Annotated in this window: 20 protein-coding genes and 2 tRNA genes; 20 read left to right on the top strand and 2 right to left on the bottom strand. The window is 35.2% G+C overall.

The window, feature by feature from the left end; translation table 11 throughout:
- Positions 1-3: 3 nt before the first annotated feature.
- From BLR54_RS03560 to BLR54_RS03465, 20 genes are all read left to right on the top strand, one after another.
- A complete protein-coding gene (locus BLR54_RS03560; RefSeq protein WP_090416983.1) occupies positions 4-459 on the top strand; it encodes a GNAT family N-acetyltransferase in 456 nt (151 codons plus the stop codon).
- A gap of 10 nt (positions 460-469) precedes the next feature.
- Complete coding sequence (locus BLR54_RS03555) at positions 470-907, top strand: GNAT family N-acetyltransferase (protein WP_090416981.1); 438 nt, start codon at positions 470-472, stop codon at positions 905-907.
- Between the two features lie 58 nt (positions 908-965).
- Positions 966-1559: an HD domain-containing protein gene (locus BLR54_RS03550; RefSeq protein ID WP_090416979.1), complete on the top strand. Its 594-nt coding sequence runs from the start codon at positions 966-968 to the stop codon at positions 1557-1559.
- A 5-nt stretch (positions 1560-1564) separates the two neighbouring features.
- A complete protein-coding gene (locus BLR54_RS03545) occupies positions 1565-2017 on the top strand; it encodes a GNAT family N-acetyltransferase (RefSeq protein WP_090416977.1) in 453 nt (150 codons plus the stop codon).
- 114 nt (positions 2018-2131) lie between these two features.
- Positions 2132-2644, top strand: coding sequence for a DJ-1/PfpI family protein (locus BLR54_RS03540; protein ID WP_090416975.1), 513 nt, complete (start codon positions 2132-2134; stop codon positions 2642-2644).
- Positions 2645-3015: 371 nt separating this feature from the next.
- Positions 3016-3528, top strand: a complete 513-nt coding sequence (locus BLR54_RS03535; protein ID WP_090416973.1) for a GNAT family N-acetyltransferase — start codon at positions 3016-3018, stop codon at positions 3526-3528.
- Between the two features lie 33 nt (positions 3529-3561).
- Entirely contained in the window at positions 3562-4512 is a 951-nt protein-coding gene (locus BLR54_RS03530) for a ketopantoate reductase family protein (RefSeq protein ID WP_090416971.1), read from the top strand.
- Between the two features lie 81 nt (positions 4513-4593).
- Positions 4594-5310: a sulfite exporter TauE/SafE family protein gene (locus BLR54_RS03525; RefSeq protein WP_242871190.1), complete on the top strand. Its 717-nt coding sequence runs from the start codon at positions 4594-4596 to the stop codon at positions 5308-5310.
- 19 nt (positions 5311-5329) lie between these two features.
- On the top strand, positions 5330-5929 hold the full coding sequence (locus BLR54_RS03520; protein WP_090416969.1) for a 5' nucleotidase, NT5C type: 600 nt from the start codon (positions 5330-5332) through the stop codon (positions 5927-5929).
- Between the two features lie 68 nt (positions 5930-5997).
- Positions 5998-6549, top strand: a complete 552-nt coding sequence (locus tag BLR54_RS03515) for a GNAT family N-acetyltransferase (protein WP_090416967.1) — start codon at positions 5998-6000, stop codon at positions 6547-6549.
- Positions 6550-6596: 47 nt separating this feature from the next.
- On the top strand, positions 6597-7370 hold the full coding sequence (locus BLR54_RS03510) for a class I SAM-dependent DNA methyltransferase (RefSeq protein ID WP_090416965.1): 774 nt from the start codon (positions 6597-6599) through the stop codon (positions 7368-7370).
- On the top strand, positions 7364-8113 hold the full coding sequence (locus tag BLR54_RS03505) for a nucleoside phosphorylase (RefSeq protein ID WP_090416963.1): 750 nt from the start codon (positions 7364-7366) through the stop codon (positions 8111-8113). The genes BLR54_RS03510 and BLR54_RS03505 overlap by 7 nt, the downstream gene beginning before the upstream one ends.
- Before the next feature lie 20 nt (positions 8114-8133).
- A complete protein-coding gene (locus BLR54_RS03500; protein ID WP_090416961.1) occupies positions 8134-8775 on the top strand; it encodes a methylated-DNA--[protein]-cysteine S-methyltransferase in 642 nt (213 codons plus the stop codon).
- Positions 8776-8780: 5 nt separating this feature from the next.
- The gene (locus tag BLR54_RS03495) at positions 8781-9155 is read left to right on the top strand and encodes a DUF1284 domain-containing protein (protein WP_090416959.1); all 375 of its coding nucleotides are present in this window, start codon (positions 8781-8783) and stop codon (positions 9153-9155) included.
- A gap of 66 nt (positions 9156-9221) precedes the next feature.
- Positions 9222-9986, top strand: coding sequence for a P-loop NTPase family protein (locus tag BLR54_RS03490; RefSeq protein WP_090416957.1), 765 nt, complete (start codon positions 9222-9224; stop codon positions 9984-9986).
- Between the two features lie 133 nt (positions 9987-10119).
- Positions 10120-10884, top strand: a complete 765-nt coding sequence (locus tag BLR54_RS03485; protein WP_090416955.1) for an amidohydrolase family protein — start codon at positions 10120-10122, stop codon at positions 10882-10884.
- Between the two features lies 1 nt (position 10885).
- Entirely contained in the window at positions 10886-11389 is a 504-nt protein-coding gene (locus BLR54_RS03480; RefSeq protein ID WP_090416953.1) for an ECF transporter S component, read from the top strand.
- 152 nt (positions 11390-11541) lie between these two features.
- Complete coding sequence (locus BLR54_RS03475) at positions 11542-11862, top strand: PepSY domain-containing protein (protein WP_090416951.1); 321 nt, start codon at positions 11542-11544, stop codon at positions 11860-11862.
- A 156-nt stretch (positions 11863-12018) separates the two neighbouring features.
- Entirely contained in the window at positions 12019-12726 is a 708-nt protein-coding gene (locus tag BLR54_RS03470; RefSeq protein WP_090416949.1) for a hypothetical protein, read from the top strand.
- Positions 12713-13927 (top strand): hypothetical protein, encoded by a 1215-nt coding sequence (locus BLR54_RS03465; protein WP_090416947.1) that lies wholly within the window; start codon positions 12713-12715, stop codon positions 13925-13927. Before BLR54_RS03470 ends, BLR54_RS03465 begins: the two co-directional genes overlap by 14 nt.
- A gap of 62 nt (positions 13928-13989) precedes the next feature.
- Here the strand turns inward: BLR54_RS03465 and BLR54_RS03460 are convergent.
- Positions 13990-14063, bottom strand: a tRNA-Met gene (locus BLR54_RS03460).
- Positions 14064-14091: 28 nt separating this feature from the next.
- A tRNA-Val gene (locus BLR54_RS03455) sits at positions 14092-14164 on the bottom strand.
- Between the last annotated feature and the right edge of the window lie 156 nt (positions 14165-14320).

Here is a 14320-nt window from a genome sequence, read left to right as displayed (position 1 = left end):
ATAATGGTTGATATAAGAATTGCAACACAAGATGATATAGATTGCTTGATGAGTATTCGCCTGGAAATGCTTAAGGTGGTGAATAATCTACCAGAAGATTATGAGTTTTCTGATGAAATAATAAATGAAAGTCGTGATTACTTTTTGAATGGAGACCAGATGACTGTTCTTGCCATTGACGGGAATGCTGTTATTGGCTGTGCATCAATGAGTTTTATTAGGATAATGCCAACATTTGGTCACCCAACAGGAAAAAGAGCTCATCTTATGAATGTCTACACAAGACCTGAATATCGCCGACAGGGGATTGCACAAAAGATGGTTGAATTGCTAATCGAGAAAACATGGGAAAAAGGCACGACAGAAATAAGTCTTGATGCAACCACATTAGGAAGACCACTCTATAAAAAAATAGGATTTATAGATTCAGAAGAATGTATGGTTTTGACAAAACACTAGGAGAAAGAGCATGAGAGAAATAGCACAGGACGAGGCAAGCAGGTTGTATGATTGTATTCGTGAGTTATCAGAATATCACAATACAACATCTGTGAATTTCAAAGGATGTTATCCTATAAATCCATATGAAAAGACTCTGAAATCATTTGAAGTAGCATTAGCAAATAAGGATTCGCATATAGCGGTCACTGAAATAGAAAATCAGATTATAGGATTCTGTAAAGTCGATATAAATGGGACGAGCGGTAAGCTGGATTATTTGGTGGTAAAAGAGGAATTCAGAGGAAAAGGATTTGGCAAAGAACTCATGGACTGGGCAATGGGGGTGTTTGCCCAGAATAATGTTATGCATATTGAAGTAAAAGTAGTTGATGGTAATCCAGCGATTCATTTGTATGAGAAGTATGGATTTAAAATTAAATCTCACATATTAGGGATTGAACGATAAAATCTAGTTTATAAGTGACAGAAATGAATAAATAATAAAGGATAAGGGGGATAAAATAATGATTTCAAGGAACGAGGCATTCGAATTATTAAAGAAATACAATAAAGATCCATTTCATATTCAGCATGCACTGACTGTAGAAGCTGTCATGAAGTGGTATGCAAATGACCTTGGATACTCTGATGAAGAAGAGTACTGGGGAATTGTTGGTCTTTTGCATGATATAGATTTTGAATTATATCCCGAGGAGCATTGCATTAAGGCACCTGAACTTTTAAAAGAAGCAGGAGTGAGCGAGGATATCATTCATGCAGTTTGTTCACATGGATATGGAATTACTGTTGGCTGTGGTACAACAATTGATGTTGAGCCAACAAGAGAAATGGAAAAAGTACTCTTCGCAGCAGATGAATTAACAGGATTAATATGGGCAGCAGCTTTGATGCGCCCTTCAAAGAGCACCAAGGATATGGAATTGAAATCTCTTAAAAAGAAATATAAGAGTAAAGGATTTGCGGCAGGATGCTCGCGAGAAGTTATCGAACGCGGAGCAAATCAGCTTGGTTGGGAATTGAATGATTTGTTGGATAAGACATTACATGCTATGGCAGCTAGTGAGGACACTATTAACGAGGCTATGTTAGCGGGGTAATAAAAATGGGAATAGTATATAAAAAACTTACTACAGCTGAATTAGATGTATTCATAAAAATGCGAATTAATCAATTGCGCGAAGAGGGGGCAAAAGAAGATATCGATTTAGTTCCTGCATTGAAGGATTATTACAGTAGACATATGGCGGATGGCACGTTTGTTTCATGGTTAGCTTTTGATGGTGATGAAATCATTGGAACAAGTGGTATGTCTTTTGTAGAGAAGCCGCCTTATTTTGGATGTCCAACTGGTAGAATAGGATTATTATCTAGTATGTATACTAATCCTTCATATAGACGACAGGGAATCGCAAAAGAGCTTCTTGATAGAGTTGTTAGTGAAGCGAAGAAATATGGTTGCGGAACAGTTCAAATTACAGCTTCTGATATGGGAGTAAAGCTTTATTCGGCTTATGGATTTGTCCATAATGATAATTTTATGCAGTATAAGCTGTGATATGAGAGAGTGTGTGTAGTAGGGGAAGATGTATGAACCATTCTAAATTGAAAAAAGTGCTTATATGTACTGCGGCATTGCTTGGAATAGAGGAAAAAATGAAGGAGATTTAGGGTGAAAACAGTTGTATTACTTTATGAAACATGTTGCATTTATGAAATAGTTATTACGAACTATTTCCTTCAGTGTTGTAATCATGAATTGGTGTTTGTTACTACAGATGGAAACTCTGTGGTTGCTCAGGAAAAATTTTCGCTGAATGCGACCTGCGCTTTACAAGATATTGATCCGAAGGAAGTAGAGTTACTTTTGGTGCCTGGTGGAGATATTTCATCTATTGCAAATGAGGAAGTTTATTCTTTTATTCGTGCAGTAGTGGATAATAAACAGTTAGTTGCTGGAATATGCAATGGGGTGGATGAACTGGATAATGCCGGTGTTCTTAAAGGCATAGAATCTACTCATTCATGTAAAGAGCCGCTTGTGGTTGGCGACCATGTAATCACAGCAAGAGCTAATATGTACGTAGATATGGCTATCGCTATTGGAAAGAAAATGAATCTATTTGCAGATGAAGCGGATTTACAGGAGACAGTTGATTTTTGGAAGCTACATAAGACCTTTTAATTATGATAAGGAACCTTTGTGGGAGCTCCTTGGTATGTAATTTATAGTTATTATGCTTTGTTTTACGGAACATTTTTCAAATATGAATCAAAAGTCCGTAGGGTTAATTCTTACTTTGGATTTAATTACGGAACAATGACTGTTTAGTGGATATTGTTCCGTAGGATTTGTTTACTAACATAGAGATGGGCTGAAATTTTGCTGAGAAATTGCATGGATAATTACGGCAATAGATTCTAATAATATGCATTATTCCGTAATTCATTTACAAGTATGAATTTTTAATACGGAAATAATGGGATTTTTCGAGTGATGTTCCGTAAAAGAACGAGATTTAACGAAATCAATTCAAGATTATAAGGGGGATGAAGATGCTAAGACTAATTAGACCAACTAGTGAACATGAAACACAAGCATTGGATTTTAAAGAAGAGTTTTTTAAAAACAATGAAAAAATTATAAATGGAAGTGAATTGCTTGACCAAATGGAAAACTATAAAGATTGGCTAGTTTCTGTTACTAATAACATTTGTGCAGAAACAGTTAATCCAGATTGGGTTGTTACAGATACTTTTTTTGCTGTGGATGAATCTAACAGAATTGTAGGTATTATAGATTTGAGACATACTCTGAATGATTTTTTGAAAGATTTTGGAAATTGTGGATATAGTGTTAGGCCTTCCGATAGAAAAAAGGGATATGCAACAGATATGTTGAGGCAAATTTTAAATGTCGCTAAAGATTGCAATATGTGCGAGCTTCATTTATCAGTAGAACGAGACAATGAACCATCAATAAAAACTATTCTTGCAAATGGCGGTGTCTACGAAAGAAGTTTTGTATTCGAAGGTGAGATGGCTGATATTTACAAAATAGCTCTATAATGGACAATTTGTTTTTAGTTTAAAGGAGACATCATGAGAGTTGCAATCTTGGGACTAGGTGTAATTGGAACAACATATGCTTATGCTTTTCAAAAAGCAGGGCATGAAACTTTTCATATTGTAAGAGAAGGAAAGAAGGATATTCCAGCAGAAATCTTAGTGCGTTTATTGGATGGGAGATATAACAGCAAAGGCGAAGAAAAGCAAGATAATTATAAAGTTGCTTTAGCAAAAAATAACGAAGAATATGACTTTATAATTGTTAGTGTGGCCAGTGGAAAACTTGAAGCAGCCATAAATACAATAAGGGAAAGGAATATCAAAGGGACAATCGTACTGTTCTGTAATTTTTGGAACGAACGTAAAGAGATAGAAAAAATTATAGGTAATCTTAATTACGTTACAGCATTCCCTACAGCAGGGGGACATATGAATTCGAATGGAGTGCTAGATTGTGTTTTATTTGATCATATAATGCTTGAAAGCAGAGAGAAGGCAAATATTGCTAATTATACAGATCTATTATCACTTCTGAATTCTGCTGATATAAAGCAGGAAATCCCTCATGATATGTTTGAGTGGATATGGATTCACATGGCAATAAATGCTGGTGTTACATCTACTGCTGGAAGAAATGGTGAGCTTGATAATCCAAATCAGCTAGCCAAAGATTTAATGTCTGACTCCAAATCACTTAGTTTAGCAGTTAAGTCCATACGTGAGACTGTAAAAACAGTAGAGGCAAGAGGTGTTGATTTAAGCTTGTATAAAAATGAATTATTGCCATATAAAATACCTGCTGGAATTGCAGGTATTGCAATGAAAAAATTATTTTCTTCTAACGAGTTAACATCAAGAATAATGACATTGCACAATGACGTAAATGATATCTTATATGGTTGTAAATGCGTATATGATGAAGGAAAAAAACAAGGTCTACAGCTACCTTTGTTTTATGAAAATATGGAAAAGATTATGAGCTAGATTATTAATTCAAAGGATGACTGAATCTTGATTCTAAATAAAATAAGAATCAAATTATAGTTTTTTCGGGAGGCTTTTTACTTGATTATATGGATATTGGCTACATTGTTGGCTTTTTTTATAAAGGGACTTTGCGGTTTTGCAAATACATTAGTCTTTACATCAGTTTTAGGATTTGGAGTAGCAAATGTTAATATTTCGCCAGTTGAATTATTATTAGGTTATCCGACCAATCTAATTTTAACCTGGAAGAATCGTAATCAACTTGATAGAAAAGTTTACATTCCGTTGTCGTTATTGGTTCTAGGGGGGAGTATACCTGGAGCAATTCTTTTAAAGAATGTGGATGTTGCTTATTTGAAAATATTCTTTGGGATAGTTGTAATTCTTATTGCTATTGAAATGTTTTTAAGAGAATACCAGCACACAACTACCAAGGATTCTAAGGTTTTATTAGGTATCATTGGAGTGCTGTCAGGATTGCTATGTGGTCTATTTGGAATAGGTGCGCTGCTGGCAGCTTATGTTGGAAGAGTAACCACTACAACAGATGAATTTAAGGCTAATATTAGTGCAGTATTTATTGTTGAAAATACTGTAAGAGTTGTCACATATTTTTTGCTTGGAGTATTTACGCTTAATACATTGAAACAGACTGCTATTCTTATCCCATTCATGCTCATTGGATTGTTTATAGGAATGAAAAGCTCCAAAATCTTGGACGAGAGGATTGTAAAAAAGATAGTTATAGTCCTGTTGGCTGTGTCAGGAATGGTTTTGATAGGAATGAATTTGTAAGGCAAGGGAGCGCAGATATATGAATATATATGTAGATTTTGACGATTGTTTATGTGAGACAGCAAGAGCTTTTACGGAGATTGCAGCTAGATTTTTTGGAAAGAGTGTTCCATATGAAGATGTGAGATTTTTTAATCTTCAAAAGTCTTTTGATTTGAAGGATGAGGAATATCAGCAGCTTATGGCGGAAGGACATTTGCCAGAGGTTTTATTGGCATACGAAGAAACCCCAGGATGTTCAGAGGTAATCAATGAGTGGCTAGATAAGGGGTATGACGTAAAAATTATTACAGGACGTCCATATAGTTCTTATGAGGCATCACGTCAATGGCTGGATGAACATGGTCTAGATAGGGTGAAAATTTATTTTCTAAACAAGTATGGAAGAGATGAGTTTTACAAAAATGGAGAACATAATCTGGAGCTAGAGGATTTCTACAAGATGAAATTTGATTTCGCGGTGGAGGATTCACCTTTAGCTTTCCCATATTTAGAACATTTCCAAGATACAAAAGTCATGGTATTTGATAGGCCTTGGAATCAGGATTGTGAGTTCCCAAACAATAATTTCACAAGGTGCTTAGATTGGGATTCAATTCGAACCATGGTAGTAAAGTAAAATCAAATGACCTTTGAGTGGGATAAAAACATTAGAATCAGTAGTATTTCTTTAGTGGAGGAAGAATATTGAGAATAGATCCAATTACAATAAAAGATAAATTAGGAAGAGAAGTAGTACTAAGGGCGGCAAGATCAGAAGATGCAGAAGATTTGATACAGTATCTTAAAGTAACTTGTGGAGAAACTCCTTATTTAATTAGGGAACCTAATGAAGTAACGATTACGATGGAAGAAGAATTGACATTCATCAAGAGTAAACTTGAAAACGACCGGGAGCTTCTGTTAGTAGCATATATAGATGGAAAACATGTCGGCAATTGCTCAATTATGAGCTTTGCTTCATACAAAAGATATCAACACAGATGTGATGTTGCAATTGCTCTTTATCAAGAATACTGCGGATGTGGAATTGGAAGGGCTATGCTTGAAACTGTTCTTGATGTAGCAACTAAGCTTGGATATGAGCAAGCTGAATTGGAAGTTGTAGCTGATAATGAGAATGCAATTTCTCTCTATGAGAAGCTTGGCTTCAAGAAATATGGCACATTCCCAGATAATATGAAATATTCGGACGGAACATATTGTGATGCATATTGGATGATGAAAAAGCTTGTTTGAAAAGTAGGTTGCAGTCAGAGTGTAAAGCATCGTTGGAGGACTAGAATATGAATGAAATTAAAATTGATTGGAATAGTATGGCACGAGCTTATGAAGAGTTCAATAATGCTGAAGATTCGTATAGTTTTAATATAGAATGGCCATGTATTAAAGAGTTACTTCCTGATTTAAATGGAAGGACAGTTGTAGATTTAGGGTGTGGAACAGGGATATTTACTTTCCTTTTAGAAAAAAGCCTCCCCTCAAAACTTATTGGTATTGATTTATCAGAAGAGATGTTGAGCATAGCTAAGAAAAAGTCAGACGAAAACAATTCGAATGCTGTGTTTGTCTTACATGATGCTGCAACTTGTAGAGAGGTTATAAAAGAACCTGTAGACTTTATCTTTTCTTCAACTACAAGCCATTATATAGGTAATCTAGAGCAGTTTTTTGAGAATGTTTCTAGTAGTCTTAAAAATGGGGGAGAATGTATCTTTTCTATAATTCATCCAGTGTATTCAGCAATGTATCCAATTGAACATGCTGATGGTAGCTATCCTGAAGATGAAGAGTGGAATGTAAGATACTTGGATAAGTCGACGAGAGCATATATTCAGCCATGGCTTGAGTATAATGATGATTATGAAAATCATCTTAGTAAAAGTTTTCATCATACCTTTTCAGATTATACGAACGCAATTATAGATGCTGGGTTAACTATTGAAAAGATATGTGAGCCTATGGCTCCAGAATCGTGGAAAGACTCCCAGCCATACAGATATGAAGGGTTTATTGAATCACCAGTTTACATGATATTGAAAATGAGGAAGATATGTTAAAAGACTTTTATGATAAAGAAACAGAACCAGTGGTTAATTTGGAAGCATTTTATGGTGAGCCAAAAAAGTTAACTGATAAATGCTTAATTATTTTTTCAAAAGAGATACATGATTATTTGCTGGAAAACTATTCTTGCGAAGAAATAGGAATAATAACAGCATGTAATGGAAATACAACTATATATCAAACAGAGTATAAAGGCGAAAAAATAGCCTTTTATTTAACTGGAATTGGAGCCCCAATGGCATCAGCAACCTGCTACGAAGTTCATTGGCAAACAGGTGCTACAAAATTTATTATGTTTGGATCCTGTGGAAGCTTAGATGCTGATGTTTCTGCAGGAAAGTTTATTGTGCCTACTAAAAGTTATCGAGGAGAAGGCACGTCCTTCTATTACGCTCCAGCTGATGACTATATTGATATTAAAACTGCGGATAGGCTCGCAGAAATCTTTGATGAACTAAAGGTTCCTTTTGTTAAAGGACCTGTCTGGACAACAGATTCAATGCTCAGAGAGACAAAAGGACTAGTTTCTAAAAGAAGAGCAGAAGGTTGCATAGCCGTAGAAATGGAGCTTGCTGGTGTTCAAGCACTATGTGATTTTTATGGCTTGACCCTATACGATTTCTTGGAAGCTGGTGATGTTCTTTCAGATAGTGGATATGAAATTGAAGGATTAGATGATGCTAATCATAATCTTGGAAAGCTGTTTGTAGCACTAGATATAGCTTTGAGAATATAGGCGCATCATTGGAGGAAACAATGAAGACACGTGAAGAAGCATTAGCATATGGCCTAACATTTGATTATACGTATCAAGAGGCACCATTCCATGATTCAAATTGGCAGCTGATAAGAGTTAAGCCTAGCAAAAAGGCATTTTTGTGGACATATGAAAAGGATGGATATATTTGTCTCAATCTGAAATGTGATCCTGAATGGAGAGATTTTTGGAGAAATACCTATAAAGCTGTTCAGCCTGGATATCATCAGAATAAGGAGCATTGGAATACAGTTATCTTGGATGGTTCCATTCCTGATGAAGATATAAAAAGGATGATAGCAGAAAGCTATGACCTTGTAACAGATACTCCAACAAAACGTATTTACGAAGCTGTAAAACGAATTCCCAAGGGGAAAGTGGCAACTTATGCTCAGGTAGCGGCAATGGCTGGCAATCCAAAGATGTGTCGAGCAGTTGGAAATGCTCTTCACAAAAATCCAGATTTTGAAAATGTGCCATGCTATAGAGTTGTAAACTCCAGGGGAGAGCTGGCAGGAGAATATGCTTTTGGCGGAGCTTGGGCCCAGAAAGAATTACTGGAAGCTGATGGAATAGAAGTTATTGATGGCAAAGTTGATTTGTCTAAATATGCTGTAGAAACTTTGATATATAAGGATTGATTAAAATGAATTTACGACCACATCATTTGCTATGCATACAAAAATATACTGGTCATGGATATGATGAGAATTTTACAAATCATATGGACAATACTGTAGATTCTCTTGCAGAAGGCTGTTCTGTAACGCTTATCGAAGGATGTGATGATTTGTGTATAGCCTGTCCTAACAATATAGATGGAAACTGCAATTCTTTGGATAAAGTAAAACAGATGGATGAAGCAGTATTGGGAGCTTGTGGTTTGTCATATGGCATGTCCAGTGAATGGAGTAAGCTGGCAAACTTGGCAAGAGGAAAAATCTTTGAAACTTCTGAGTTTGATAAGATTTGCTATTATTGCGAATGGTTTGAACTATGCAATAACACGCCAATAATATAAATTATTTTTTGCAGAATCGGAGAAGAAATTCGGAGTGGAAATTGTAAATCGGGAGGTATTTATTAGTTGAATTATTTTATAGAGGGACTTCAGGGAAGTGGAAAGAGTACACTTGTAAGAAAGCTTTCGGAAAAGAATTCAGAATATAGGCCAATATGTGAAGGTGATTATTCTCCAGTAGAGCTAGCATGGTGTGCGTATGTTGATAGAAAAACATACAACGAGATACTTGAAAAGTACGGCATGATTCGTGATGAAATTGAAGCCAAAAGTGTGGAGGAAGATAATCACGTAATCATATGTTATACAAAAATAATTACTGATGTTCCTGGATTTCATAAGGATTTAGAGCACTATGAAATTTATAATGGAAATCGTGATTCTAAGGAGTTTAAGGATATTATTTTGCGACGTCTTAGAAACTGGCATAGTGATAATAACATCTTTGAGTGTTCCATATTCCAAAACATTGTAGAAGATATGATTTTGTATCAGTGTCTTGAAGATCAGGAAATTATAAATTTTTACAGAGAAATTAAAGTAGTTCTTAACGAAAAAGAGTATCAGATATTTTATATCAAGACGGATGATATAGCTGGTAATATTGATGTGATTCGAAAGGAAAGATCTGACGATAATGGAAATGAAATGTGGTTTCCACTGATGCTTGGATATTTTGATAATTCACCTTATGCAAAAGCGAAGGGAATATCAGGTAAAGAAGCGCTTTTTGAACACTTCAGGCACAGACAGGAGTTAGAACTTCGAATCTGCAAAGAAGTATTTGATGGTAAATATACGATATTAAAATCGAAGGATTATAGCTTGTAAGGAATTAGACTAATTTTGACTGAGCACGAGCTAGAAAATAATCTGACCCTTAAAAATTTAATAATACTGACGCTTTTAAAGAGGTCAGATATAAGGTAGCATCATACCCAATAAAAGAAAGGGGTATGATGCTATGTTTAGTTTTAGTGACTTTAAAAAGATTGATATGCATTCGCATATCGGAACCTGGGGTAATCCCTTTAATTATAGCGGGGATATAAATCTTGTTCTGGATTTAATGGAAAAGTTTAATATTGAAAAGACTGTCCTTTGCCCTGCGGATTCCACAAGGAACAGTGAGATGCTAGAAGCATATGAAAGTGCACCAGGAAAGATTATTCCGGTGGCTTGGGTTGACTGTACAAAAGAACAAGAAGCCTATGATGAACTAGAGCATCTGATAAGAGATAAAGGTTGTAAAGGTGCTAAGATACAATCATTATTTGATGGATATGCAGCTGATTCACCTATTGTAGATCCGGTCGCTGAGATTTGTGAAAAATACAATGTTCCGTTTTTTGTTCATTCAGGTCATGAACCTTTTTCTCTACCATGGCAAATTGGTCTTTTGGCTGAACGACATCCAAGGTGTAAATTCGTGATGCTACACATGGGTCATGGGCATGGCATCTATGTGGAAGCTGCTCAGACAATAGCAAAAAGATATAAGAATATTTGGCTGGAAACATCTGGAACGTCTATGAGTGCTCAGATATACAACGCATATAAAAATGTAGGAAACGATAGGGTGATGTTTGGATTGGATACACCTTTTCATGCACCAGAAGTAGAGATACAGAAAATTCTTTCTTGTCCTCTAAGTGAGAAGGATTATGAAAATATCTTTTATAACAATGCAAAGAACTTTTGGGGTAGTTTACTAGAGCAGGAGGCATAATATGAACACAAAGAATATGATTTCAACCAAGGATATTGCAATGGAAGGGATGATGATAGCTTTAGTTTTTCTTGGAACCTTTTATTTCAAGATACCTACACTTTTTGGATATACCCATTTAGGAGATTGTATGATTATACTTACAGTTTCATTACTTGGCTCCAAGAAGGGGGCTCTTGCAGGAGCGTTAGGGGCTGGCTTGTCAGATTTGCTTGGTGGATATACAGCCTGGGTATTACCTACTATGGCAATAAAGGCATCCTGGGCGCTAGTGATGGGATTTGTAGCTTTCAAGCTGATAAAGAATTCAAAGTTTAATTTGGTAATTGGGGCAATTGTAGGAGGATTCATTCATGTTATGCTATATACAATAGTGAAAATACCATTGTTTGGATTAACTTATGCTTTATCAACATTGTTTACTTTAACCCTTCAGACATTTAGTGGAGTTATATTAGGCTGTTTACTTTATAACTTAATTAAAGGGAAGTTATCGGTTAGTTGAAAATACGTTACTTAAATCGTTAAAGGAAAAAGTGTAAAAATTTAAGCGTTACATTTGTCTAATAATTTGCTTTGCAAAACACAATTATAACACAATTTCATAATATACTCCTCCATAGTTTCAAACAGCAATCGCTTATGGAGGATTGAATTATGATGAAGAAAGTTTTAGCATCTGTATTAACATTAGCTATGGCATTATCAGTTTTCACATTTGGAGCTTCAACATTAGCATATGCTGCTGAGGATACTCAGGTGGAAGCTGCAGCTATAACAGAGAGTGATGCTCTTCAGATTGCATTAGGCGCAGCTGGTTACAGCGAAGCTGCTGTTAAATATCCTAAGGTTATGGATGGCCAGGAAGAAGATGGCACAGCTATTTACAAGGTTGTTTTCTATTTAGGATTTGTAGAGTTTGGTTATCATATTGATAAAGCTAACGGAACAATTCTAAAGACTGAGATTAACGACTAAGAAAACTTAATATTGTAATTTAATATAGAGAAATAAGCAGGAATCGCGGGTTCCTGCTTATTTTATGTAGGTAGATTTAGTTGCAGATTTTTCATATCTAGGTATTATAATAACTTGATGGATGATAGTTTTATTTTTTTTTAAAGGAGAAATAAAATGGATATAAATGCAACACATCTAAATTTAAATAATAAAACTGTGATATCATCAAGAACTGGTGCTGATGGTGACAATTCACCAATTCATGCAAAAAAGAATAATCAGGAGGCATATTCTGTTTCGTTATCTAGAGAAGGTGCAGAAAAGTCTAAAAATGTTCCAAATAATAATTTAAATAAGGATTCAGAGGCTTATAGGGATTATGTTTTTAGAATGGATGAAATCCTTGGAAAATTAGCTGAGGGTGAGTCTGTATCAAAGAAGGACCAGCAATGGTTTGACAGTGAAGTTCAAAACTTTGCGTCTGGAAGCTATGATAATATTGAAAGTTTTGGTTTTGAAAGAGCTGATTTACTTAATAAGTATATTCAAGACAGGGAAGCAAAGGAACGAGAATACAACAGACTTACTGAACAGCTAGAAGCGGATAAGGCTATACATGATGGAAGATTATACAGTCATTTGAAGAAGGAACATGATCTTGACGATAAAGAGGAGCTTGTAAAAGTTTTGACAGAGAGTTTGGAGGAAAAGGAGAACTTTCAGACTAAAAAAGATGAGCGGGAGAGGAAAGTGGATGAATCCTACTATAAGGAAGGATTTGTCAGTAGGTATATAGAAAAGGAAATGGAGAAGGTAGAGGAATCTCTAGGTAGGGATTTGAAGAACCAGATTAAGTTAGGACAAAGGGATGAAAAATATTAGAAAAATTGTTTTAATTTGTTTTATTTGTTTTATGGCGAGTGTTACAACAGGATGCTTGTCTGGCTCAGCAACACGCAGGGAGGCAATTAATCATGTAGAAAAAAAATTAGGTCTAGAAAACTATAAAATATCAAGGGTTCCTGAAAGCACGGAGAATGGATCTTCTTGGGAAGTATATGACGAGGATGAAGACTTTAGTTTTTATGTATATTCAACACTCCAAGGGAGCGGCGATATTATTCCAGAAATTAATAGAGTAATAAGCGATGATTATGAAGCAAAGTATGTCCAGAGGTTAGCAAAGGATTTTCCAGATTATATTGTTTATGATGAGTCTATTAAAAGAGATAAGATTCATTTAAGTCATTATTATTTTGAGATTAACTATACAAATAAAGAAGAATTGTATGCAAGATGTAAGGAGTTTTGGAAAATCTCCAAGAAGATTCGTGAAAAAGGAGATTCTCGAATAATGTTTAGATATAGATTGTCTACTCCTCATGATGCTAGTTGGGATAAAATGTATTATCCTCCATTAGACTATTCGTTAGGTGACTTTTACGGATATATTGGTCAAGAGATGAATGCCGATTATTTTGACGATTATCTAGAATATTGCAACTGCAAACAAATCCAGAGTATGGATGAACTTATAGAGCAAGTTAAACTTAAATATTTTACATTTGGATATGTATACCAAGAGGATTCTGTTTTATCAGAAATGACAACATCAGATATCGATTTTACAGTCGAAAATAATGAATTGCTATGGGTATATGTTGTAAAGGATTTAGATAAAGCATTAAATCCTGATGAAAAGAAAAAAGTTTATGCAGCTGATGGAGAGGTGACAAGATTTTGTGGAGAGTGTTTAGCTTACGAGCCAGAACATGACATCCATCGAATAACATATGGTGGTTTATACCAGTTGCTTTTAGCTGAAGGATTTGAAATAAGTGGCACGCCAGAACACTTTACATACCTATCTAATACTGGTGATGTATATGAGTTTTCATATGATTTTTGGAATGATGGTGATGGGTACAGTAGTTATTATCTTAAGAATGGAGAGCAAGTTTTTACAAATTTAAATGAAAAAAATGCTCTGAACCATAAGCAGATTTTGGAAATCTTTGGAATATATGTTGACTTTTGCTATCATTTTCCATATTTATCCAATGATGCGGGGAGGGTGTTTTAATCGAATCCCCCTCTCACTACAAAAATAAAAGCTAGACCAAATGGTCTAGCTTTTATTTTTAGTAGCGAGAGGGGGATTCGAACCCTCGACACCACGGGTATGAACCGTGTGCTCTAGCCAACTGAGCTATCTCGCCTCATTAATGAAATATTTTGATTTAAAAATGGGACCTACAGGGCTCGAACCTGTGACCCTCTGCTTGTAAGGCAGATGCTCTCCCAGCTGAGCTAAGATCCCAGAGCTTTTGCAACGTTTATTGCTTCAAGCGACTGTTAAAATATAACATTCAAATAGGGGATTGTCAACTGGAAATTTAATATTCGCAATACTTTTTTATATTTGTCTAATTGGCTGAAAATCGTTATACTATCTAAAGAAAAAGAGGATTGGAAT

The organism is Pseudobutyrivibrio sp. YE44 (assembly GCF_900104335.1).
Classification (GTDB): domain Bacteria; phylum Bacillota; class Clostridia; order Lachnospirales; family Lachnospiraceae; genus Pseudobutyrivibrio.
The sequence above is the reverse complement of the archived record's forward strand: the minus strand, read 5'-3'. Positions and strand labels throughout refer to the sequence as shown.

Coding starts and splice junctions, on each gene's coding strand:
- BLR54_RS03495 (WP_090416959.1), top strand. CDS start 8,781: ATGAATTTACGACCACATCATTTGCTATGCATACAAAAATATACTGGT.
- BLR54_RS03535 (WP_090416973.1), top strand. CDS start 3,016: ATGCTAAGACTAATTAGACCAACTAGTGAACATGAAACACAAGCATTG.
- BLR54_RS03560 (WP_090416983.1), top strand. CDS start 4: ATGGTTGATATAAGAATTGCAACACAAGATGATATAGATTGCTTGATG.
- BLR54_RS03475 (WP_090416951.1), top strand. CDS start 11,542: ATGATGAAGAAAGTTTTAGCATCTGTATTAACATTAGCTATGGCATTA.
- BLR54_RS03555 (WP_090416981.1), top strand. CDS start 470: ATGAGAGAAATAGCACAGGACGAGGCAAGCAGGTTGTATGATTGTATT.
- BLR54_RS03510 (WP_090416965.1), top strand. CDS start 6,597: ATGAATGAAATTAAAATTGATTGGAATAGTATGGCACGAGCTTATGAA.
- BLR54_RS03480 (WP_090416953.1), top strand. CDS start 10,886: ATGAACACAAAGAATATGATTTCAACCAAGGATATTGCAATGGAAGGG.
- BLR54_RS03550 (WP_090416979.1), top strand. CDS start 966: ATGATTTCAAGGAACGAGGCATTCGAATTATTAAAGAAATACAATAAA.
- BLR54_RS03545 (WP_090416977.1), top strand. CDS start 1,565: ATGGGAATAGTATATAAAAAACTTACTACAGCTGAATTAGATGTATTC.
- BLR54_RS03465 (WP_090416947.1), top strand. CDS start 12,713: ATGAAAAATATTAGAAAAATTGTTTTAATTTGTTTTATTTGTTTTATG.
- BLR54_RS03505 (WP_090416963.1), top strand. CDS start 7,364: ATGTTAAAAGACTTTTATGATAAAGAAACAGAACCAGTGGTTAATTTG.
- BLR54_RS03530 (WP_090416971.1), top strand. CDS start 3,562: ATGAGAGTTGCAATCTTGGGACTAGGTGTAATTGGAACAACATATGCT.
- BLR54_RS03500 (WP_090416961.1), top strand. CDS start 8,134: ATGAAGACACGTGAAGAAGCATTAGCATATGGCCTAACATTTGATTAT.
- BLR54_RS03520 (WP_090416969.1), top strand. CDS start 5,330: ATGAATATATATGTAGATTTTGACGATTGTTTATGTGAGACAGCAAGA.
- BLR54_RS03470 (WP_090416949.1), top strand. CDS start 12,019: ATGGATATAAATGCAACACATCTAAATTTAAATAATAAAACTGTGATA.
- BLR54_RS03485 (WP_090416955.1), top strand. CDS start 10,120: ATGTTTAGTTTTAGTGACTTTAAAAAGATTGATATGCATTCGCATATC.